The organism is Mycobacterium celatum, assembly GCF_002101595.1.
Classification (GTDB): domain Bacteria; phylum Actinomycetota; class Actinomycetes; order Mycobacteriales; family Mycobacteriaceae; genus Mycobacterium; species Mycobacterium celatum.
Genome location: NZ_LQOM01000033.1, coordinates 45962 through 66505, shown reverse-complemented (window position 1 = coordinate 66505; position 20544 = coordinate 45962). Strand labels below are relative to the sequence as shown.

The following is a 20544-nucleotide window of genomic DNA, read 5'->3' as shown; positions in this document are numbered from 1 at the left end:
TCCGTACTCTCGGTGGGGTGAGCGTTGCACCGCAGACGGCCGTCGTCCTTGACGACCGGTTCCGCCGTGAGTTGCCGGAGATGGCAATCCCTTGGAAGGCCGAATCGGTTGCCGAACCGCGCCTGCTGGTGCTCAACGACTCGCTGGCCTCCGAGCTTGGTGTCGACGCCGCGTGGCTGCGAAGTGGCGACGGGCTGAACTTTTTGGTCGGCAACCTGGTGCCCGACGGCGCCGATCCAGTTGCGCAGGCCTATGCCGGGCATCAGTTCGGCGGGTTCGTCCCGCGTCTCGGCGACGGGCGCGCATTGCTGCTGGGCGAGCTCGTCGACGCCGACGGCCACCGGCGCGACCTCCACCTCAAGGGGTCCGGGGCCACGCCGTTCGCACGCGGCGGCGACGGGTTGGCCGCCGTCGGCCCGATGTTGCGCGAGTACCTGGTCAGCGAGGCGATGCACGCCCTCGGTATCCCGACGACCCGATCGCTTGCCGTGGTGGCGACTGGGCGCTCGGTACAACGGGAAACGGCGTTGCCGGGAGCTGTGCTGTGCCGCGTCGCCAGCAGCCACCTGCGGGTGGGCAGCTTCCAGTACGCAGCGATGAGCGGCGACGTCGACTTGTTGCGCCGGCTGGCGGACCATGCGATCGCCCGGCATCACCCGGGCGCCGCGGATGCCGAGCAGCCCTACTTGGCGCTGCTGGACGCGGTGATCGCCGCGCAGGCGTCGCTGGTGGCGCGATGGATGCTGGTCGGATTCGTGCACGGGGTGATGAACACCGACAACATGACGATCTCGGGCGAGACCATCGACTACGGGCCGTGCGCCTTCATGGAGGCCTACGACCCGGCGACGGTGTTCAGTTCGATCGACTTCTGGGGCCGCTACGCCTACGCTAACCAGCCGGCCATCGCCGAGTGGAATCTCGGCGCGTTCGCCGAGGCCCTGCTTCCCCTGCTTGCCGAGGACCGGGAGCGGGCGGTCGCGGTTGCCGTGGAGACGCTGAGCGGTTTCCGGCCGCGCTACGACGCCGCGTGGTCGGCCGGCATGCGGACCAAACTCGGCCTGTCCCACGACGCCGACGAACTGATCAGCGAGCTGCCCCAATTGCTGGAGCACAACAAGGTCGACTACACCTCGTTCTTCCGCCAACTCAGCCGAGCGGCGCGCGGCGAGTCAGCTGACCTGCCGGGGTTCGACGCTTGGTTGGCGCGCTGGCTGCCGCTGGGTCCGGACGCCGACGCGATGGATCGCGCCAACCCCGTCTACATTCCACGCAACCATCTCGTCGAAGAGGCCCTGGCCGCGGCCACCGAAGGTGATCTGGCCCCGCTCGAACAGTTCCTCGACGTCTTGGCCGCGCCCTACCGGGAACGACCGGGATTCGAGCGCTACGCCGAGCCCGCCCCCGAAGACTTCGGTGCCTACCAGACCTTTTGCGGCACTTAACCTTAGCCGCTACCACCCTCCTCGGCGGGCAACGGCGGCGGCAATGGCGCGGCCGGGGTGGTCGTCGGAGCTGCCGGCGGTCGCGGCGTCTGCGGCGAGTGGAAGTCGGCCATGGGTTCCTCGCGGATCACCTGGTTGCCGGCGCTGACGACCAAAGAGTTCGCCGTGACCGTATAGGTGATTCCGTCGTTCTCCGCGACGAATTTCCCGTCACCGGACTGCGCGGCGGGAACGATCAGCTTGGCGCCGTCGCGCACCCGCACGCCGCGGTACTCGTATTGACCGCCCGGCGTCTTACAGATGGCCACGCGCGATGTCTCGGTGTCGCCGAAAGCGACCGCCGTGTCAGGCGCGGCGCACCGCGCTACGGAGTCGATGAAACCCTGACCATCGGTGGCGGGCGCGGCCGTGGCCGCGGGCACCCCGACACCGAGCAGCGCCCAGCACGCCGCCGCGGCGGCGAGGCGGGTAGCAAGGTCATTGGAGTGCATCGCATCCACCAGACCACCGGCTGCCCCGATCGAGCGAGTGCCCACGCCGGAGACACACAAATCGTTAGATCCTTGCAACGCGCAAGGATGGATGCGTGGACACCAGGTGGGGAAGCGACGGGCCGCCGGAGGAGGCGTATGGCCGGGTCACCGATCCCGAGCGCTACCGCCGTCTGCACGTCGTCGGCCGCGCTCTTCTCGACGACCTGGAGCGACGGTTTGACGTGACCCGCCAACTGGGCACCGAGACCGACCCACACAGAGCTTCACCGGCACCGGTTGTTCAATTGACTCCGGCCGATCCGGCAGCGTCGCCGCTGACGATCGTGTTCACCGCTTTTCCAGGGCTGCTCGTTCGGATGGGTCACGCTTGCGGCGTAGATCTGCCGGCCTGCGGGTGCGACGCCTGCGACGAGACGGTGGAGCAGTGCGAGGAACGCCTCCGCGCCTATGCCGACGTGTGCACCGCCGGCGCCTTTGGCGAGCGAATTGTGCACAACGTCGAGTGGTGGCACGAACACTGGTACCGCTTCCGGCACGGCGCTAGCCGGAACCTCCGACCGGTAGACCAGCAGCAGCTCGACGTATTGCGGCAGAAATTCACCGGTGACGAGTTGACCTGGGCGCCCTGGCCACAGCGCACCGGTGGTGATTAGCAGCGTCAGATTCAGGTCTAGCCAAGTGCTACTACACTCCGTAGTATTACGCTGTGTAAGAGGCTGTACGCGGGTCACCCAATGACGGAGGACCACCGCAATGAGTCGGAAACATGCTGACACTGCAGCGAATCTGGGCAGCGCGATCGATTCGCGGTATCACCCCTCGGCCGCGATGCGCCGCCAGCTGAACAAGGTCTTCCCCACGCACTGGTCATTCCTGCTCGGCGAAATCGCCCTGTACAGCTTCATCGTCCTGCTTATCACCGGGTTGTACTTGACGCTGTTCTTCGATCCGTCGATCACCGAGGTCACCTATAACGGCGTGTACCAGCCGCTGCGCGGGGTGCAGATGTCGCGGGCCTACGAATCGGCGCTCGACATCAGCTTCGAGGTGCGTGGCGGGCTTTTCGTCCGCCAAGTTCACCACTGGGCCGCACTGATGTTCGCCGCTGCCATCATGGTGCACCTGGCCCGCGTCTTCTTCACCGGTGCGTTTCGCCGGCCACGTGAGGCCAACTGGGTCACCGGCGTGGTGCTGCTCGTGCTCGCGATGGCCGAGGGCTATCTCGGGTATTCGCTGCCCGACGACCTGCTCTCGGGGACCGGATTGCGCACGGCGCTCTCCTCGATCACGCTCGGCCTGCCCGTCGTCGGCACCTGGCTGCACTGGGCGCTGTTCGGCGGTGACTTCCCCGGCGACACGATCATCCCCCGCCTGTATGCGCTGCACATCCTGATCATTCCGGCAATCATCTTGGCGCTCATAGCAGTTCATCTGGCCATGCTGTGGTTCGGCAAGCACACCCAGTTCCCGGGCCCCGGCCGCACCGAGCGCAACGTCGTCGGGGTGCGCGTGATGCCGGTATTCGCGGTCAAGTCCGGCGCCTTCTTCGCGATGATCGTCGGCGTGCTGGGCCTGATGGGCGGCTTGTTACAGATCAACCCGATCTGGAACCTCGGTCCCTACAAGCCATCTCAGATATCCGCGGGGTCTCAACCCGACTTCTACCTCATGTGGACCGAAGGCCTGATGCGACTGTGGCCGGCCTGGGAGATCTACATCGGCCACCACACCATCTCAGCTGTCGTCGGCGTCGTCGCAGTGCTCGCGGCGGTGGTGACCGCGCTGCTGACCTACCCCTGGATCGAACGGAGGATGACCGGCGACCACGCCCACCACAATCTGCTGCAGCGTCCTCGAGATGTCCCCGTGCGCACCGCCATTGGCGCGATGGCGATAAGTTTCTACATGGTGCTTACACTCGCGGCGATGAACGACATCATCGCCGACAAGTTCCGCATCTCGCTGAACGCGACCACCTGGATCGGGCGCATCGCGATGGTGATCCTGCCGCCGCTCGTCTACTACATCACCTACCGATGGGCGGTGGGGCTACAGCGCAGTGACCGCGAGGTGCTCGAGCACGGCATCGAAACCGGCATCATCAAACGGCTGCCGCACGGCGCCTACGTCGAAGTGCACCAGCCGCTCGGTCCGATCCCGCTGACATATCAAGGCGCGCCGGTACCCAAACTGATGAACCGGCTCGGCTCCGGTGGCGCTCCCCCAGCCGGAAGCCTGCTCACCGCCGACCCCGAATCCGAACGCGAAGCACTCGCCGTCGCCGCACACGCGTCCACGCAACGCGCCCTCACCGCGCTGCGGGAACACCAGGACGAGGCACCTACACCTTGACCACGGTTAGGGCGGGACAAGCGCGTGCGATCTGGTCGAAGTCGGCATGCTGTGTGATGACCGGAAGACCGTGCTCGATCGCAGTTGCCGCGATCAAAGCGTCTGTCAGCTTTACTGCGCGGTGCACGCCCGAGGCTTGACAGTCCGCAACGAGACGCGCCCACGAAACCATCACCGCTTCACTAACCGGGATGGGATCCGCTGCGCGCGCCAGCGCGAGGGTGTCCGCGCGTCGTGCTTTGGTCGCCGAATGGTCCGCATTGAGCACACCCAGTTGCAGTTCGCCGATCGTGATGACGGAAAGTGCAACGCGTTCAGGCAGTTTCGCGAGAGCACGGCCACTTTCACGCGCGATAAAAACCGACGTGTCGACAAGCCCGACTTCGGCGTCGGTCACAGCTCATCGAGGGTCTGACCGGCAAGTCCCTCGAGTTCGGCGGTGAGACCTGCGTCGGCGGAGCGTTCGGCCAACTCGGTTCGCAGACGTTCCCCCGACAGCCAACGGACGCGGCGCCGGTGCGGAACAATGTCGGCGACCGGCTCACCATGCACCGTAAGCGTCACCTGCTCGCCGGCCTTGACCGCAGCGACCACCTGACTTGTGCGATTACGCAGATCCCGAACACCGACCTCCATGTGCTACAGAGTAGGACAATCCTTGGAGACTCGCTTGACGGTCGCCAGCCAGGCCGGCGCACCGTCGTCGCCGTGAAACCTCGTCTGAATCCGCTCCGCTTCGACGGCGGCGACAGTCCATCCTGCAGCGGGATTGAACGCCGCTCGGAGCTCGTCGCGACTGACCGGGTGCGGACCGGTGTCGGGCCCAATATCGCTGAAACACAACACATATAGCGTCCCGTCGGGCTCGACCACCGACGTCAGGCTCTCCGCATATTGTTGCCGCTCGTCGCCGCCGAAGGTATGGAACAGTCCGCAGTCGAGCACCGTCGTGAACCGGCGGCCCAAGCGCTGTAGCTGCAACGCGTCCGCCGCGACGAACTCGACGTCCAGCCCACGCTTTTCGGCTTTGTTCCGGGCTATCGTCAGCGCCGTCTCCGCCACGTCGACGCCCAGAACCGGCAGCCCGAGCGCCGCCACGTGCAGAGCGTTCTCGCCGGTGCCGCAGCCGGCGTCGAGCACCGCACCCGCGAATCCGCCCGCAGATGCCAGCCGCGCGATTGCCGGTTGCGGGCAGCCGATATCCCACGGCGCCGGGCCGTCGCGATACGACGCATCCCAGGGCCGCCCGCTCATCCGTTCGTGAGTGGTCGGACTCCGGCCGCTAAGGCCGTCGCCGGCGACGATCACCCTGGTGCGCCGGCGTAGTCGCCGAATGACCACAGATTGCCCTCGGGATCGCGGACGCTGAATTCGTTTGCGCCGTAATCGGTTCTGGACAGTGGACGAACGATGTCGGCCTTGCGCGCCAGCACGCGCTCGTACAGGCGGTCCGGGTCGCTGGTGACGACGTAGCCGCCGGCCGTTCCCGGTTCGCGACACCACTCCGCGCCGGGCTTGTAGCTGCCCAGCATGATGCCGCCGCTGCCCTCGGGCCACTGCAATTCCGCGTGGTCGACCCGGTCCCCGTCGCCGTAGCGTGCCGTCACGACGAAACCGAATGTGTCGACGTAGTAGTCGATGAGCTTGGGGGCGTTATGCGCCTGCAGCGTCAACCAGACCGTTGGATTCGAAGTAGTCATGGTCCCACTGTGACGCCCAGGAGTGCCCGCCGTCTTGGATGTTTCGGAACTCTGCGGCCAGCCAGGCGCGCGGTGGTGCGCCCGCGAACCTGACGAACTCCCGGGTGAGATGCGCCTGGTCGCAATAACCGGTGTCGGCCGCGACCGCCGCCAGGTCAACTCGTCCGTAGGTGCGCGCCGAGGCGGCGATTCTCGCCGACGCGTGCTGGAATCGCATCAACATCGACACCGTCTTCGGGGATCTGCCGACCTCCCGCTGGAACAGCGTGGTCAGATAGCGAGTGCTCACTCCGACACGATCGGCCAACGCGCCCACCGACATTCGTCCCTGGGTGCGCTCCAGCAGTCGCCAGGCGTAGGCCACCTCGGGCCGCACCGTCACACCGTCGCGGCGCCGGCCGGCGTCCACAAGGTAGCGGGCGACGGTGGCGAACACCTCGGGCCATTCGCGCGCTTCCGCCGCGCGCTCGGGTAACTCGGCCGCGGGCCGACCAAGCACGTCGACGCCGTCGAAGCGGGTGACGGGCAGCTCGGCCGCGGGCACCCCGAACAGTGCCCGCGCCGCCAACGGGTGTACCGCCAGCTGCACGCCCGCCTGCCCGCGACGCTGCCGCACATGGCTCGCCCGCACATGCAGGCCACCGAGGACCAAGGGGTTGGGTCGGGCGGCGGGCAGCGCGTCGGCGGTCTCTGCGGCCTCCACCCCGTCGTCAAGGCTGACGATGAACGTCAACGTCGACGACGGCATCCCGGTATGCACGGCCTCGGGCACATTCAGCGCGCGGTAGCCCACCATCGAGACGACGCCGGGCGCGCTGCGCGGCGGCGCCGTCACGAACTCCCAGCCGCGCGGCGTTTCGTCGGCCATCACCGACAACGCTAGCGCTGCGCGTTGTCGTCGAGGCTCGTTCGCAGCAACTCCCAGGCCAGACGCCGCGCGTCCGCTGCTCTGGCGTGCATGAGCCGTTGCACCGGGGGGATCGGGTTCGGTTCGGGCACATGACCTTCGATGACGGCTGTGTGGATGTCCTGTGCTACCTGAACCGCCATCACCGCCGCCTCGTTGACCCGGTCGAGCGCGTGGTGCAGGTGGTCGTCCTCGATCAGCAGATGCGCGTTGGCGAGCTCGATCGAAAAGTCGTTCACCACTTGGCCGATCTGCTCGAAGATCGGGTTCATTGCCAGCTCGCGCTCGTCGCGGTCCTCGATGCGCAGCAGCCTCGCCGCCTCGTTCCACAGTGTCGCCAACATCTGGGTGTGCGCGCCGACGGCGCGCGACACCTCGATCGTCGCCTGCTTCTGTAGCCGCTTGAGCAGGTGCATGCGCTCGACGCGGGCCAACTCGCGTTGAGCCTCCATCTCGGCGCGATGCAAGGACTGCTTGGCTTCCATCTCCTCCTGGTGCAGCCGGCGCGTGATGGCGACTTCACGCGCCGACCGCTCCTCGGCCGCCACAAGCTCCCGCCGGAGTTGTTCGGTGGCTTCGGCCACTTTTTGCGACGCCTGACGCTGGATCGTGACGGTCTGCCACAGCGATACCAGGACGACGGCGAAGACCACGGCGCCGAAGAACCACTCGGCCTTGGATCCGCTCTCGCCGGGACCGAGAAAGATGAACCACGCGATGGCCACGGCACCGACGGTGCCGCAGGCCAGCCAGCCGAAACCGAGCCCGCCGAACCCGCGCTGAGGCGGCTCGGCTCGTGGTGTCGGGCGCGCCGAGCCGTTCACCTCGCCAGGCTGTGGGGGCCCGGCGGGTGGGGCAGATTGCGCTAGTCCGGGCACCTTGGCCTCCTGTCCGCCCGAGCAGTCCGGCAATGCGGGTTCAGACTAGAGCCGCGCGGTTACGGCGACATCGCTCGGCCCCTCCCGGGACCGCCGCTCGTGGTGTACGCCGTGCGCGCGGACCGCTAACCTCAATTGCACCGCTGTGGAATTGACCACTGAAGAATTGAGGGACCGTGGGACAACCCGCGCCACACGAAGGTGAATCGTCCGTCATCGTCAGCCTTTCCGAGGCTGCGATCCACATGCATGCGGCTGCGATCGAGGCTTTGCCGTCGCCGACCGACAAGACGTTTCACAAGCGCGCGGGTGTCGTGTTGTCCGGCATGCGCAAGCTGCGGGCGGCGCTGACCGAAGCGGCAGGCCGCAGCAGGTCCTCGCCGATGGTCATCATGGCGCTCAGCGATGTCCGTCGGCGCTACGACGAGCTGATGACCCGCGCCGCCGCCGCGCCGGGATCGAGCTTGGGCCAGCAACTGTATGCCGCGCGCATCCGTGCGAAGTTGTCCGCCCAGGAAGTAGCCAACGGCAAGGGGCTGCGGGCCGAGCTGGTCGACGATCTCGAGGCCGGGGAAATCCCCACGCAGGACGAAGCGGCAAAGGTCCGGGACCTGATCGCTGCCCTTGGCGGCGTGCCCTCCCCCGGACATCAAGAACCAGCGCCCGTCAATATCTGGAATGCGGCGCTCGTTTCCAACGACGCAGGCTGACGCGCGTTTCGCCCGCGCTTGTGACTTCGATCACCGCCTGGTGGGTTTGCCGTGACGACGCCGTGGGAACAAAGACCGCCTAGGCGGGGCAATGCCATTGCCCTAGAAATTAGGAGGAGACGTGGCAGAGGAGAAGAGCGGGCCCGGAGAGGCCATCAGGGGCGTCGTCGAAGGCGCCAAGGGGCTGGCCAAGGAAGCCGTCGGCGAGGTGACCGGCAACGAGGAGCTGGTCAAAGAAGCCAAGGCCCAGCAGGACAAGGCCGAGGCACAGCGCAACGCGGCGAAGAAGGAAGCCGAAGCCGAAGCGGCACGCGGCAGCGCGAAGGCCGCAGAAGAGCGCCAAAAGGCCAACCAGGACAACGACTGACACATCGGTGGAATGGGCCCAGCCGGATAGTCCGCTGGGCCCGTTCTCTTGTCTGAGGCACCGTTACCCTGATCTCGTGGCCAGCAAGCAAATTCCCGGTGGAGTAGTGCACGAGTTGCCGGCCGATCTGCGCAAGGCTCTGAGCGGCAACGCCACAGCACTGGCCGCCTGGAAGGACATCACGCCGTTGGCGCGCAACGAGTTCATCTGCTGGGTCGAGGATGCCAAGCAGCAGAAGACTCGTGAGCGCCGAATCCGCCGGACCCAGGAAGAATTGGAAGAAGGGATGCGCAGGCCATGCTGCTGGCCCGGGTGCAAGCACCGCGAGCGGACCGGCAAATAGAGATGGCGCTACTTCGTCTTGACGGGTAGCTGCGCCCACCGTTGCCGTTGAGTGTGTTTTGGTTGCACGCTCATGCGGCGTCCCCTTGCGGGGTTGGGGTTTTGGCCTCACCGCGTCCGGCCCCGCGTGTGCGGGGTCTTACGGATGCTCCGCCGGCACCGCATGTTCCGGTGTCCGCGCCATGGCCTGTACCAACCACCGGTGTGGTTGGCCCGGGTGCCGATGGGGCCGTGGTCCCGACTGGACCACAACTGGCAGATTCCGGCCAGTCACGGAGATTCAAAGTAGCGTTACGGTCCCGATCGATCGCTTCACCTGTCTGCGGGCAGACGAGGTGTTTGTCGATAAGTCCTTTGCCTTTCAGGCGGCACGGTGTGCCGTCGGGTTCGGTGCAGCCGTGGTGGATTTGGCTGGAGGCAAACCAGCGATCCGCCACGATCAGGGTGCTGCCGTGCCGCACGGTCTTGTACGCCAGCATCGGCGTAATCAACCCCATGGCGGCATCAGAGATCGACCACCGAAACGCTCGCCGACCTATACTGCGTTTCATCGCGGCCACGTCGAGGTCTTCGATCACGACCTGACCGTAGGTGTTCGCCAACTCGGTGCTGAGTTGGTGGGCAGCTTCCCGCCGCAGGTGCACGCACCGCCGGTCCAGGCGGGTCAGCTTGGTTTTCGCTGCCCGATACCCGTGGGATCCGGGGATACGGCGGAAAGTTCACGACCAGCCCTGCGGCGAGCGGCAAGTGTCGCCTTGAGCGGGGCTGGATTCGGGTATTCGATAAGGGTTTCGGCGCCGGTGACACTGTCGCGCGTTGCCACGGTGGCTAGTGTGGGCACACCGAGGTCGACCCCGGCGCGCACGGTGGGTTGCGTCGGAGTTCTTACTGTGTCGGGGGTACGCAGTGCGTAGCCGATCGCGACGAACAACCGGCCCCATCGTTGCGACAGCGTCATATTCGGGATCCGGGCCCGCCCCGAGGCGACATGGCGTTGAACGCGCCGGGTGTTCTCTTTCGCGCCCAGGCCGCCGATGACGGGAACCGTGATAGTGCGTCGATCGGACTCCAGGCGCATGGTTCCGGTGGTGAACCGCACCCGACCGGGATCACGGCGCGCGGATCGGAACCGTGGGAAACCCACCCGCCGGCCCTGCCGTGTCCCGTTGCGGCTGGCGCTCCAGTTGGTCAGTGCCTGAGCAAGATCGGCCAGCCCCGCACTGTAGGCCTCTTTGGAGTTGACCGCCCACCATGGCGCCACCTCCTCTTTGGCGTGGTTCCACGCCTTGCGCAGCGACCCGAGATCCCAGCCCACCGATTCATGTCCGGGCACCTCCAAATCAGCACCGACGTCGACATACCGCGACAATGACCGGGTGCCATCGAGTCTCGGCTTGGCCGGCAACTGCAGACCACCGGTAAGCCCAGCAACCGTCTCCGCTTCGGCACGGGTGCGCATCCCGACGATCATCAGGCCCCCACCGGTTCCTGCTTGGTGGCCGTCACCGCGCGCATGGCGCGGTTGCGTGCACCGCGGCGACCGTACAGTCGCGCACATATCGAGGTGAGGACTTCGATCATGTCCGGCAGCAGATCATCTGTGGTCTCACCCCGATCAGCCACCACGATCCGGCGACCCTGCGCCGACAACGCCGCTTCCAGGTGCTCAACCCCGAAGCGCGCCAGTCGATCCCGACGCTCCACGACAATGACTTTCACACCTGGGTCCGACAAGATCCGGCGCAAGTTCGGACGTTTGCCATCCAGGCCCGACCCGACCTCGGTAACGACCTGCCAAACCCTCAGATCCTGCTCGGTCACCCACGCCGTCAACCGGCCCACCTGGCGGTCCAAATCGGCGCACTGATCCTGACTGGACACCCCGGCATAGATCAGCACGCCGCCCGCCGCACCCTCGCCGGCCGGTGTCGTGTGCACCAAAATCAGCCGGCAACGTCCCCTCCCGAAACCAGCGATAAGCCGTATGCCGGTTCACCTCAACCGACTCCGCGCCGCCCTCCCGCGACGCGATCGTGGAGGAATTGGTCCAGGCGATTCTGCACGGGTTCCTGCGCCGCCACGAGTGAATGCATAGTCGGCCGCCCGCGTGGGTACGCGGTTCGGTGAACAGTTGTTCCGGATTAGCCCGAACGCGGGAGGAGCTTTTCATGCCGGAGGTCGAACTTCACCACGACGGACACCCGAAGTATCGCCGGATGGTGCGCTTCGACTGGGAAAACACCCCGCTGCACTGGGTGCCCGGCGACCCCTTCTCGACACACATGATCAACGTGTTGCACCTGCTGCTCCCCGAGGGCGAGCGGCATTTCATCAAGGCGGTGCTCGAGGCGTCGTCACTGGTCGACGACCCGGACCTCGAGGCGGCGATCAAACCGTTCATCCAGCAGGAATCGTGGCATGCCTGGGCGCACCAGGTCGTGCTCGACCATCTCGCCGAGCAGGGCATCGACACCACGCCGTACACCGATCGGCTCCGACGGGCGCTGTCGATCACGCTGGGCGATCCGCCGAGTTTCTTCCCGCCGACGCTGAAGCGGTGGTGGCTGTATCGGCGGTTGGCCGATGTGGCCGCGCTGGAACATTTCACCGCGGTGCTGGGGCAATGGGTATTGCAGAACCGGGGCCTGGATTACGCCGGCGCCGACCCGGTGATGCTGGACTTGCTGCGCTGGCACGGCGCCGAGGAGGTCGAGCACCGCTCACTGGTCTTCGACGTGTATCAGAACGTGTGCGGGAGTTATCTGATCAGGGCGGCCTCGATGCTGATGACTGCGCCGGGGTTTGTGGGTTGGTGGATCGCCGGGGCGCGCTACCTGATGGCGCATGACCCGACCGTCGACCAGAAGTGGCGCTGGCGGGACTGGCTGCGGGCGGCCCGCCAATACCGGCTACCCGGCCCGTGGAACATCTTGGTGACGCTGCCATTTCGGTATCTGCGGCCCGGTCATCATCCGGGTCCCGAGGCGTGCACGGAAATGGCGGTCGCTTACCTGGAGTACTCGCCGGCAGCCAAGGCCGCCCGCGAGCGAGCAGGAAAGGCCGCGCTGCGATGAAGGTTTTCGTGGACCTGGACACCTGCGACGGCAACGGCGTGTGCATGAGCTTGTGCCACGAAGTGTTCGACGTGCGAGAAGACGGCCTTCATCTGCTCCAGGAAAAGCCGCGGCCCGAACTGCGCGGGCAGGTGAAAGCCGCCGAAGTGTCCTGTCCGACCCAGGCAATCACAGTGGAGGACTGATTGATGCTCAGACAGGTGGTGGTCGTCGGCGCCGGTGTGGCCGGAACCCGGGCGGCCGAATCGCTGCGGCAGGAGGGCTACGACGGTGCCCTCACCATCGTGGGCGCCGAACGGCATGCGCCCTACCACCGTCCGCCGCTGTCGAAGAAACTGCTCAGCGGCAAGGTGCACCGGGCGGGTATCGACCTCGCGCCCCAGTTCGAACTCGACGCGCGCGTGCTGAGAGGAGTCACGGCGCTCAAGCTGGACCTGGCCTCGCGAACCATCCACCTGCGTGATGCCGAACAGGACTTCTCCGTGCAATTCGACGGATTGGTGATCGCCAGCGGCGCAGCGCCACGGCCGTGGCCGAGTGGTCCCGTCCCCGACGGGGTGTTGCTGCTCCGCACCGTCGACGACTGCCTGGCGATCCGAAAGCGACTCGGCTCGCGGACCCGTGTCGTAGTGGTCGGCGGTGGATTCATCGGCGCGGAGGTGGCCGCGACGTGCCGGTCGATAGGGCTCGACGTCGTGCTGATCGAAAAGGCCGACAGCCCGCTGGTGGCCGCGCTCGGCAAGGAGCTGGCGCCGCGGTGGGCCGAGCTGCATCGTGACCACGGTGTCGACGTCCGGCTTGGTGTGAGCGTCGACGGGTTTCTCGGTAACGGGCGGGTCGAGGCGGTTCGGCTCACCGACGGTTCGCGGGTTCCGGCGGACCTTGTCGTCGTCGGTCTGGGCGTGACGCCTGCGACCGACTGGCTGGACGGCTCCGGATTGCGCGTCGACGACGGAGTGGTCTGCGATGCGACGGGCGCCGCCGAAGGGGGCACCGATGTCGTCGCCGCCGGTGACGTCGCACGCTGGTGGCATCCGCTGTACGAACGCCACCTGCGCATCGAACACTGGGATCACGCCGGGCGACAGGGCGCAGCCGCCGCTCGGACTCTGTTGGCGGGCCCAGACGCCGCCGAAGCCTACGACGAGGTCCCTTACTTCTGGTCCGATCAATACGACGTCAAAGTCCAAATGCTCGGTGTGCCAACGAGTTACGACGCTCTGAAAATCGTCGAGGGCGACCCTGACGCGTGGGAGTTCGTCGCCGCATACGGGCGCGACGGGCGCACGATCGCCGTGCTGGGAACGGTCCCCCATCGGGTGCATGCCTATCGCGACGCGATTGCGAAACGTGCCGAGTTTCCGCCCAAGCGACCGGATTAGACAACTGACTAATAACTAAGACTGCCACGGGGTCTCGCGCAGGACACTAAAGTGCTCTGCGTGGGCAAAGACGTGTTAGCCAACGGGCGGGGCCGCTGGTTGGCAATGGCCGGCTTGCTCGTCGTCTCTGCGGGCATGCTCTACGCCCAAAGCGCCGAGACTCCGTGTTGCGCTAGGAGTTCGGCGGCGGCTCAGGCAGTCAAACCCAGTGCGCCGACGACCCCGGCGCACGCCAACGATCCGGTCAAGCCGCACATCGCCACTCCTGCGGAAGTCGACATGCTGGCGGCAAGCGCACCCGCCACCGCCCAGAACTTCCAACTCGCGCTGCCCGCCGGCGTGGCGCCGGAGCAAGGGTTGCAGGTCAAGACCATTTGGGCGGCCCGAGCGATCAGCGTGTTGTTTCCGCAGATCAAGACCATCGGCGGCTATCGACAGGATGCGTTGAAATGGCATCCCAACGGGTTGGCGATCGACGTGATGATCCCGAACTACCACACTCCTGACGGCATCGAACTCGGCAACCAAATCGCCGGGTATGCCTTGGCGAATGCCAAACGATGGGGGGTGCTCCACGTGATTTGGCGGCAGAAGTTCTATCCGGGCATCGGCGCGCCCAGTTGGACGGCGGATTACGGCAACGAAACGCTCAACCACTACGACCACGTCCATATCGCCACCGACGGCGGCGGATACCCGACCGGGCACGAAACGTATTACATCGGCTCGATGAACCCCGCGCCGCCGCAGTGAGCGGCTCCCGACCCTTGCCGTGGTGGTTTGCGGGCCTATCCGAAAGTGGTAGTCACAGAGGTGACGATCCGTGATGACGGAAGGACCGCAGTGAACGAAGAACAACGCAACCTGATGGCGTCGGGGCGTGGCTTCATCGCCGCACTGGACCAAAGCGGCGGCAGCACGCCCAAGGCCTTGAAGCTCTACGGGATCTCGGAGGACAAGTACCACACTGAGGAGCAGATGTTCGATCTGATCCATCAGATGCGTGCGCGGCTCATGTCGAGTCCCCGTTTTACCGGCGACAAGATCCTGGCGACCATCCTTTTCGAGCAGACTATGGACCGCGCCATCAGCGGCGAGGACACCCCCGCGTTTCTGTGGAAGCAGAAGCACATTGTGCCATTCGTGAAGGTCGACCAAGGGCTCGACGACGCCAAATACGGTGTACAGCTGATGAAGCCGATGACCAAGCTCGACTCGTTGTTGGAGCGGGCCGTCGAGAAGGGGATCTTCGGCACCAAGATGCGCTCGTTCATCGCCGAGCCGAACGAAGCCGGGATCAAGGCCATCGTCGACGAGCAGTTCGAGTACGGGCACAAGATCGCCGAACGCGGGCTCATGCCGATCCTCGAACCCGAGGTGAGCATCAAATGCCCCGACAAGGCCAAAGCGGACACGCTGCTGGTAGAGGCGCTTAGGGCGAAGCTCGACAAGCTTGACTCAGACAGGCAGGTCATGCTGAAGCTGACGTTGCCCGACGAGAACGACCTCTATGCGCCGCTGATCGAACACCCTCGAGTCCTGCGCGTCGTGGCGTTGTCGGGCGGCTACAGCCTCGCGGAAAGCTGCACTATCCTGGCCCGCTGTCACGGGCTGATCGCCAGCTTCTCCCGCGCCTTGACCGAGGGCCTGACAGTAGACCAGACCGACGAAGAATTCGACGAGAAACTCGGTTCGAATATCGACGAGATTTACCGCGCCTCGCTGACCTAGTTGGTGGCTTCAATCCGTGCCTGCTGCGTGGTGTTAGGTTCGACGGCGAAGCGAAGGAGGCGCGAAAAGTGAGCTCAGGTGTATTTGGTTACCTGACCGTACTTAGCCTCCTGTTGGCGTTGGTGTTCGTCGTCGTTGCCGGCGTATACGTCAAGCGGCTGGGCGATCGAGCGACTTCTCCGATAAGTGACGAAATCGGGAGCGCGAAAACGGTGATGGCCAAAGTCCGCAAACGCCAACCCATGTCGCGGGACGAGCTGGACTATGCGAAGCAAATCGTTGCCGATCGCAGCTCCTTCATGGCGTTCTGCATCCCCGGCGCTTTGTTCATGGTGGGCTGTTTCTATGTGTTCGGCAGCCTTTACCATCTGCATGGAGCGACCCCGTCCGAGCGGACGTTTCTGGGGGTCTTCCCCATGTTGGCCGCCACGAACTTCACGATTCGGCTTCTCGGCAGCGCCAAGTACAAGCGGCGTCTGCAGAAGATGAGTTGACGCGACCGCGGCTCTCGGGCTGGGACCGGCGGGCGGGCATGCCCGCCGGTCCTCCCCGGTCGCATGCCGGCCGCAGGGCCGATACTCTTTCCACGATGTCAATTGGGCACATGACCGTCTACTATCTTCAGTGACCTGAGGGCGGCCGCCGGGGAAGAAGGCGATGTCCCGACCGGACTTCGAAAGGTGATCGAGTGAGCCCCCGTCCAGTCGGCAGGACCGTCTTGGCGCGAGCCTGGATGCCGTTGGTTGCCGTTGTTGCGGTCGGCGCCGGAGCTGTGGGCATGTGGAAGGTGCACCAGTTCTCCGCTCCCCCGCCCGTCATCACGGTCAATGGCCCGGCTGCTCCTGAGCAGACCACGCCCAAACAGCTCACGTATGAGTTGTTCGGGTCCGTCGGCGAAGGCGGGATGCTCGTCTACCTGGACATCGACGGGCACCCGCATCAGGTCGACCTGACCACGTTGCCCTGGTCGCACACGGAGACGACGACGCTCACGGTGGTCTCCGGCAGCATCTCGGCGCAGGTTCACGGCGGTCAACTGGGCTGCCGGATGTTGGTGAATGGCGTTGTCCGCGACGAACAGTCCGATACCCACGAGGATGCGCACGTCATGTGCAGGGTGAAATCCGCGTGAGCGAGCACCGGGCGAGACGACCTTTCCTCCCCAGAATGGTCCGTGTCGTCGCGATACCGATCATCGCTTTTTGGGCGCTTCTCGCCGTGTCGACGAACACCTTCATGCCGCAAGTCGAGCGGGTCGCCGAAGAACTCGCGGGCCCGATGGTTCCGCATTACGCGCCGTCGCAGCGGGCGTTGCTGCGTATCGGCGAAAAGTTCCACGAGTCCGATTCGACCAACTTGACCATGCTCGTGTTGGAAGCCAACCGGCCGTTGGGCGACGTGGACCACCGCTACTACGACGACTTGGTGCGCCGGCTCAAGCAAGACCCCACGCACGTGCAGTACGTGATGGACCTGTGGGGCAAGCCGATCACCGCGGCGGGGGCGCAGAGCGTCGACGGCAAAGCCGCATACGTGCTGCTGCGTCTCGCGGGCGATATCGGTCAGATGCAAGCGAATCAATCCGTTGCCGCCGTAAGGGATATCGTCGCCAGGGACCCGGCGCCGCCCGGGCTGCGGGTCTATGTCAGCGGCGCGGCGCCGCTGGCGTCGGACACGGTGGCTGTTGCCAATTCGAGCCTGAACAACATCACGATCGTCACGATCATCCTCATCGTCACCATGCTGCTGCTCGTCTACCGCTCGCTCAGCAACGTGCTGGTGCCGCTGCTCGGAGTGCTGATCGAGATGCTCGTCGCCAAGGGAGTTATCGCGACGCTCGGGCATTTGGGTTACATCGAACTGTCGTCGTTCGCGGTCAACATCGTCGTCGCGCTGACCCTGGGAGCGGGGACCGACTACGGCATCTTCTTGATGGGCCGGTATCACGAGGCGCGACGGGCCGGCGAAAGCCGGGAGGATGCCTTCTACACCGCGTACAAGGGCGTCACGCCGATCATCGTCGGCTCGGGGTTGACGATCGCCGGCGCGTGCTACTGCCTGACATTCGCACGGCTCAACTACTTCCACACCATGGGGCCGGCCGTTGGGATCTCGATGCTGTTCACCATCGCGGCGGCGCTGACGCTCGGCCCGGCGATCTTGACCGTGGGCAGCCTCTTCGGGCTGTTCGACCCCAGACAGAAAGCCAAGGCAACGTTGTATCGGCGGATCGGGGCGAGCGTGGTGCGCTGGCCGGTGCCGATCCTCGCGGCGAGCGCCGCTGCCGTGATGTTCGGGGCGGTCTTCGTGCCGACCTACCGGCAGAACTACGACGACCGTGCCTACCAGCCGCACAACGCACCCGCCAATCAGGGCTTCGCCGCGGCGGACCGGCACTTCCCGAAGAGCAAGCTGTTCTCCGAGATGCTGATGATCGAGACGGATCACGACATGCGCAACTCGGCCGATTTCATCTCACTGGACCGGGTGGCGAAGAGCCTGATCCGTCTTCCCGGTGTCGCGATGGTGCAAAGCATCACCAGGCCGCTGGGCCGGCCACTCGAACACGCCACGCTGCCCTACTTGTTCACCACGCAGGGCAGCGGCAACGGTCAACAGCTGCCGTTCAACAAGCAGCAGAACGCCAACACCGACCAGCAGGCACAGATCACGGCGCACTCCGTCGAAGTCTTGCGGAAAGAGATCGTCTACTTCCAAAACATGTCCGACGAGCTGCACAGCACGGTTCTCACCGTCGAGGATCTACAACAGATCACCGACGAGATGAACCAGGAAATCTCGAACGTCGACGACTTCTTCCGGCCGATCAAGAGCTACTTCTATTGGGAGAAGCACTGTTTCGACATCCCCATCTGCTGGACGTTCAGGTCGCTGTTCGACGGGCTCGACAACATCGACCACCTGGCTGCTGACATCAAGGACGCCCGAACCTCTCTCGAAGCCGTGGACAGGATCCTGCCGCAAGTCATCACGCAGCTGAAACTCACCGCTGACGACTCGGAGGCGTTGGCCGCTCGCTTAGTCAGCAGCTACGGCCAGTCGGCGCTGCAGTCGACGCAAACGGACCAGACGTTCGACGACCTGATCAATGTCGGGCTCGACTTCGACCGGTCCCGCAGCGACGACTTCTTCTACATCCCCCGTGAAGGTTTCGACAACGACGACGTCAAGACCGGCATGCAGCTGCTGATGTCGCCAGACGGCAAGGCCGCTCGGTTCATCGTCACCCACGAGGGCAACGCCATGGGTCCTGAAGGCGTGCAGCATGTCGAGCAGTTCCCTACGGCGATAACCACGATCTTGAAAGAGACGTCGCTGGCCGGCGCGAGGGTCTACATCGGCGGCTCTGGATCCAACGACAAGGACATCAAGGAATACGCCGCGTCGGATCTGCTGATCGTGGCGATCGCCGCCTTCGTGCTGATCTTCTTGATCATGTTGTTCCTGACGCGAAGTCTGATGGCCGCCTTGGTCATTCCCGGCACCGTGGCTTTCTCGTACGCCGGGGCGTTCGGGCTGTCGATACTCGTCTGGCAACACCTGATCGGGCTGCCGCTGCACTGGCTGGTTTTGCCGCTGACGTTCATCATCCTGGTGGCCGTGGGTTCGGACTACAACCTGCTGTTGATCGTCCGTGTCAAAGAGGAGCTTCATGCCGGGCTCAATACGGGTCTGATCCGCGCGCTCGGAAGTACCGGGGGCGTAGTGACTTCCGCGGGTTTGGTGTTCGCGTTCACGATGCTGGCAATGCTCACAAGCGATCTGCGCAGCATCGGTCAAGTGGGTTCGACCGTTTGCATCGGCCTGCTGCTCGACACGCTGATCGTGCGCTCGTTCGTGGTCCCGTGCATCCTGCGAATCCTCGGGCCGTGGTTCTGGTGGCCGACGCTGGTGCGTTCCCGTCCGCTGCCAATGCGCTGACCTCTCGCGCGTTGATCCTGCGTCTACCAGGCGAGCCACTCGAATTTTTGCGTGGTGTAGGCAGAATCAATCGCGCGAAAGCGAGGAGCGCGGTCGACTTGCCGCCCATGATCCGCCGGCACGGCTTAGCGGGTTAGTGTGCTTGCGTCGGCCTCCGAACAAGCCGGCAGAACGGTTGAGCACAGCCATGACCGCAGCAGCAGAGGCGTCGACCATCGAATCGCGGGTCGGCCACTACTACCCGATGGACTACCCCTACCTGGTAGGCCGCGAGAAAGTACGTGAATACGCGCGCGCGGTGCAGGACTATCACCCCGCACACTGGGACGTCGCCGCCGCCGCAGACCTGGGTTACTCGGGTCTGGTGGCGCCGCTGACCTTCACGTCAACCCCGGCCATGGCGTGCAACCGCCGCATGTTCGAATCGGTGGTCGTCGGTTACGACACCTACATGCAGACCGAAGAAGTCTTCGAGCAGCACCGCCCGATCGTTGCCGGCGACGAGCTGAAGATCGACGTCGAACTGTCGTCGGTGCGCAGGATCGCCGGCCGCGACCTGATCACCGTGACCAACACCTTCACCGACACTGCCGGCGAGCGGGTGCACACGCTGCACACCACCGTCGTCGGCCTGACCGCCGAGGACGTCGATCCGGCAATCAAGGCGGCCGCGCAGAAGGCGATGATGCATGACGTGGACATCGCCGCAATCGGCGAAAACGATGCGGCCTACCAGAAGACGGTGCGCCCCGAGGGGGAGATTCGGATCGCCGACGCCGGCATGACCCGCACGCCGGGCACGCCGTCGTTCGAGGACGTGAAGGTCGGCGACGAGCTACCCGTGCACCACACCCGGCTGTCCCGCGGTGACCTGGTGAACTATGCCGGCGTGGCCGGCGACGCCAACCCGATTCACTGGGACGAAGACATCGCCAAGCTCGCCGGGCTGCCCGACGTGATCGCGCACGGGATGCTGACGATGGGTTTGGGCGCCGGGTTTGTCTCCGCATGGTCGGGCGACCCCGGTGCAGTTACCCGCTACGCGGTGCGGTTGTCCGCGCCGGCGATCGTGTCGGCCAAAGAGGGGGCCGACATCGAGTTCAGCGGCCGGATCAAGTCGCTGGACCCGGCAACGCGCTCCGGCGTCGTCATCGTCGGCGCGAAGTCCGCCGGCCGGAAGATCTTCGGCCTGGCGACGGCGAACATCCGCTTCCGTTGAC

The 20544-nt window shown here is 65.3% G+C and carries 21 protein-coding genes and 3 pseudogenes; 15 read left to right on the top strand and 9 right to left on the bottom strand.

Features of this window, described 5'->3' with window-relative positions:
* The first annotated feature begins 17 nt into the window (after positions 1–17).
* Positions 18–1445, top strand: a complete 1428-nt coding sequence (locus AWB95_RS14960) for a protein adenylyltransferase SelO (protein ID WP_062538908.1) — start codon at positions 18–20, stop codon at positions 1443–1445.
* A gap of 2 nt (positions 1446–1447) precedes the next feature.
* Here the strand turns inward: AWB95_RS14960 and AWB95_RS14955 are convergent, their stop codons facing one another.
* A complete protein-coding gene (locus tag AWB95_RS14955) occupies positions 1448–1936 on the bottom strand; it encodes a hypothetical protein (RefSeq protein ID WP_062538914.1) in 489 nt (162 codons plus the stop codon).
* A gap of 95 nt (positions 1937–2031) precedes the next feature.
* On the opposite strand from AWB95_RS14955, the gene AWB95_RS14950 reads away from it, so the two are divergent.
* The gene (locus AWB95_RS14950; RefSeq protein WP_062538909.1) at positions 2032–2592 is read left to right on the top strand and encodes a DUF6226 family protein; all 561 of its coding nucleotides are present in this window, start codon (positions 2032–2034) and stop codon (positions 2590–2592) included.
* Positions 2593–2692: 100 nt separating this feature from the next.
* On the top strand, positions 2693–4291 hold the full coding sequence (qcrB, locus tag AWB95_RS14945) for a cytochrome bc1 complex cytochrome b subunit (protein ID WP_062538910.1): 1599 nt from the start codon (positions 2693–2695) through the stop codon (positions 4289–4291).
* 79 nt (positions 4292–4370) lie between these two features.
* Here qcrB and AWB95_RS14940 read toward each other — a convergent pair.
* The 6 genes and pseudogenes from AWB95_RS14940 to AWB95_RS14915 form a co-directional block, all read right to left on the bottom strand.
* Positions 4371–4688: pseudogene (locus AWB95_RS14940) on the bottom strand (PIN domain-containing protein); the annotation flags it as partial.
* Positions 4685–4927, bottom strand: coding sequence for a type II toxin-antitoxin system Phd/YefM family antitoxin (locus tag AWB95_RS14935; protein WP_062538912.1), 243 nt, complete (start codon positions 4925–4927; stop codon positions 4685–4687). The pseudogene AWB95_RS14940 and the gene AWB95_RS14935, both read right to left, overlap by 4 nt.
* A gap of 3 nt (positions 4928–4930) precedes the next feature.
* Entirely contained in the window at positions 4931–5545 is a 615-nt protein-coding gene (locus AWB95_RS14930) for a class I SAM-dependent methyltransferase (RefSeq protein WP_062538915.1), read from the bottom strand.
* 50 nt (positions 5546–5595) lie between these two features.
* A complete protein-coding gene (locus AWB95_RS14925; protein WP_062538913.1) occupies positions 5596–5991 on the bottom strand; it encodes a VOC family protein in 396 nt (131 codons plus the stop codon).
* A complete protein-coding gene (locus AWB95_RS14920; protein WP_085168366.1) occupies positions 5945–6787 on the bottom strand; it encodes a helix-turn-helix domain-containing protein in 843 nt (280 codons plus the stop codon). The genes AWB95_RS14925 and AWB95_RS14920 overlap by 47 nt, the downstream gene beginning before the upstream one ends.
* 83 nt (positions 6788–6870) lie before the next feature.
* The gene (locus tag AWB95_RS14915) at positions 6871–7722 is read right to left on the bottom strand and encodes a PspA/IM30 family protein (protein WP_232315702.1); all 852 of its coding nucleotides are present in this window, start codon (positions 7720–7722) and stop codon (positions 6871–6873) included.
* Positions 7723–7952: 230 nt separating this feature from the next.
* Between AWB95_RS14915 and AWB95_RS14910 the strand changes: the two genes are divergently transcribed.
* The 3 genes from AWB95_RS14910 to AWB95_RS14900 all read left to right on the top strand — a co-directional run bounded on the left by AWB95_RS14910 (position 7953) and on the right by AWB95_RS14900 (position 9196).
* On the top strand, positions 7953–8486 hold the full coding sequence (locus tag AWB95_RS14910; protein ID WP_062540537.1) for a hypothetical protein: 534 nt from the start codon (positions 7953–7955) through the stop codon (positions 8484–8486).
* Between the two features lie 121 nt (positions 8487–8607).
* A complete protein-coding gene (gene mbp1 / locus AWB95_RS14905) occupies positions 8608–8853 on the top strand; it encodes a microaggregate-binding protein 1 (RefSeq protein ID WP_062540538.1) in 246 nt (81 codons plus the stop codon).
* Positions 8854–8929: 76 nt separating this feature from the next.
* Entirely contained in the window at positions 8930–9196 is a 267-nt protein-coding gene (locus tag AWB95_RS14900) for a YdeI/OmpD-associated family protein (RefSeq protein ID WP_062540539.1), read from the top strand.
* Between the two features lie 70 nt (positions 9197–9266).
* Here AWB95_RS14900 and tnpB read toward each other — a convergent pair.
* Both tnpB and AWB95_RS14890 read right to left on the bottom strand, forming a co-directional pair.
* Positions 9267–10666, bottom strand: a pseudogene (gene tnpB / locus AWB95_RS14895) (IS607 family element RNA-guided endonuclease TnpB).
* Positions 10666–11227, bottom strand: a pseudogene (locus AWB95_RS14890) (IS607 family transposase). The pseudogenes tnpB and AWB95_RS14890 overlap by 1 nt, the downstream one beginning before the upstream one ends.
* A gap of 136 nt (positions 11228–11363) precedes the next feature.
* On the opposite strand from AWB95_RS14890, the gene AWB95_RS14885 reads away from it, so the two are divergent.
* From AWB95_RS14885 to AWB95_RS14845, 9 genes are all read left to right on the top strand, one after another.
* Complete coding sequence (locus AWB95_RS14885) at positions 11364–12269, top strand: metal-dependent hydrolase (protein WP_062540540.1); 906 nt, start codon at positions 11364–11366, stop codon at positions 12267–12269.
* Positions 12266–12454: a ferredoxin gene (locus AWB95_RS14880; protein WP_062540541.1), complete on the top strand. Its 189-nt coding sequence runs from the start codon at positions 12266–12268 to the stop codon at positions 12452–12454. Before AWB95_RS14885 ends, AWB95_RS14880 begins: the two co-directional genes overlap by 4 nt.
* Before the next feature lie 3 nt (positions 12455–12457).
* Entirely contained in the window at positions 12458–13651 is a 1194-nt protein-coding gene (locus AWB95_RS14875) for an NAD(P)/FAD-dependent oxidoreductase (RefSeq protein WP_062540542.1), read from the top strand.
* Positions 13652–13756: 105 nt separating this feature from the next.
* A complete protein-coding gene (locus tag AWB95_RS14870) occupies positions 13757–14404 on the top strand; it encodes a VldE C-terminal domain-containing protein (RefSeq protein ID WP_373280785.1) in 648 nt (215 codons plus the stop codon).
* Positions 14405–14494: 90 nt separating this feature from the next.
* Entirely contained in the window at positions 14495–15382 is an 888-nt protein-coding gene (locus AWB95_RS14865) for a fructose bisphosphate aldolase (RefSeq protein ID WP_062540544.1), read from the top strand.
* A 68-nt stretch (positions 15383–15450) separates the two neighbouring features.
* Positions 15451–15876 carry a hypothetical protein gene (locus tag AWB95_RS14860; protein ID WP_062540545.1) on the top strand — a complete coding sequence of 142 codons (426 nt, stop codon included), beginning with the start codon at positions 15451–15453 and terminating at the stop codon, positions 15874–15876.
* 239 nt (positions 15877–16115) lie between these two features.
* On the top strand, positions 16116–16514 hold the full coding sequence (locus AWB95_RS14855; RefSeq protein ID WP_062540546.1) for an MmpS family transport accessory protein: 399 nt from the start codon (positions 16116–16118) through the stop codon (positions 16512–16514).
* Between the two features lie 35 nt (positions 16515–16549).
* Positions 16550–19324: an MMPL/RND family transporter gene (locus tag AWB95_RS14850; RefSeq protein WP_062540547.1), complete on the top strand. Its 2775-nt coding sequence runs from the start codon at positions 16550–16552 to the stop codon at positions 19322–19324.
* A gap of 187 nt (positions 19325–19511) precedes the next feature.
* On the top strand, positions 19512–20543 hold the full coding sequence (locus AWB95_RS14845) for a fused (3R)-hydroxyacyl-ACP dehydratase subunits HadA/HadB (protein WP_062540548.1): 1032 nt from the start codon (positions 19512–19514) through the stop codon (positions 20541–20543).
* Position 20544 lies beyond the last annotated feature (1 nt).